We start from the raw sequence: 1,060 nt of genomic DNA, 5'->3' as shown, positions 1-1,060 counted from the left end.
CCGATGTGTCGCGTCCTATCAGCAGATCGCCCTTGTTCTTCGCCAGCGCGTTCACATCGCTGCGCGATCCGAACTTTGCCGACCCCAGTGTGTCATCGGGGCGGGCCAATCTGACCTTGAGATAAATAGCGCCGATCCAGAGCGCGATGCCGCTAATCAGGATTAGCCAAAATGCCGTTGACGTTTTTGGGAGCCACCACGCGATAAGCAGCACTCCAGCGAACAGCAGCAATGCGCATCCGTGGAGGCGGTTACTCACCGATCAATCCTCACCGCTTTGCACATGGGTCAGCGGCTTGTCTTGCGCAGCTTCGGCTTCGCTATCGAACGCCCGCTTGCCCCGACGCTTCCACAGCGCCAGCGCGTTCACGCCATCATCATCTTGTGCACGGCCAGCAAGTTCGAGCATCGCGCCGTAAAGAGTGGCGCGATCATCATCGGCGATTTCGACCAAGCCTGACTTCTGGACGAGGCCGCCCAGTTCGATCAGATGCCTAGTTCGTTCCCGTCGCTGCACCACCCACTCCCTCGTGTCATATCGCCGCTGACCTGCTTCAACCCGCCGCTTCGCCGCGAGGTTTCTTTTAAGCGCCTGATTGGTTTTTTCCAGCAGCGCGATTACCCTTGCGCCCGCGCTTGCCGAGAAAGGTCGCACCATCGGCGCGCCAGCTCTCCTTTACGGAATCTTGCTCGGCTTCGATTACGCCCTGCCGGAGCATCCCGGCGATAACTTCAAGGTCAAGTGCATCGGCACCGGTGGCTACCACCAGTGCGCCAAGCTGTTCTACTTTGCGCGCCTTGAGCTTCTTCGCCTTGTCGGCGAGCGCTTTTAACTCAGCATCATAGTCCCGGACTTTACGCATTGCGCCTCTCCGTATATTGCCGTTTAGACTCGCAATATATGCGAAAACCGTCTTTCAGACAATCGCTTCATAAAAACCAAGAACCAAGTCACATCATAATTGCGTAAGTAATTTTGAGTGCGCGCTTATACGTTGTTGCCAACGTCGCTTAAAAGTGAGAGATTGCTTAGCGTAATGGCAATCTACCATTTCTCTGC

The 1,060-nt window shown here is 55.8% G+C and carries 2 protein-coding genes and 1 pseudogene; all 3 read right to left on the bottom strand.

Annotated elements, in window-relative coordinates; genetic code table 11:
* Positions 1–259: pseudogene (locus V7680_RS15660) on the bottom strand (hypothetical protein); the annotation flags it as partial.
* A gap of 3 nt (positions 260–262) precedes the next feature.
* The gene (locus V7680_RS15655) at positions 263–517 is read right to left on the bottom strand and encodes a conjugal transfer protein TraD (RefSeq protein ID WP_335654179.1); all 255 of its coding nucleotides are present in this window, start codon (positions 515–517) and stop codon (positions 263–265) included.
* Between the two features lie 67 nt (positions 518–584).
* Positions 585–863 (bottom strand): conjugal transfer protein TraD, encoded by a 279-nt coding sequence (locus V7680_RS15650; RefSeq protein ID WP_335654178.1) that lies wholly within the window; start codon positions 861–863, stop codon positions 585–587.
* Positions 864–1,060 lie beyond the last annotated feature (197 nt).

This window comes from Parasphingorhabdus sp. (assembly GCF_036963705.1).
In the GTDB taxonomy this organism is placed as follows: domain Bacteria; phylum Pseudomonadota; class Alphaproteobacteria; order Sphingomonadales; family Sphingomonadaceae; genus Parasphingorhabdus.
This window is presented reverse-complemented; position numbering and strand designations above follow the sequence as displayed.

Excerpts from the sequence above, each read along its gene's own strand:
- V7680_RS15650 (WP_335654178.1), bottom strand. The coding sequence starts at position 863 with ATGCGTAAAGTCCGGGACTATGATGCTGAGTTAAAAGCGCTCGCCGAC.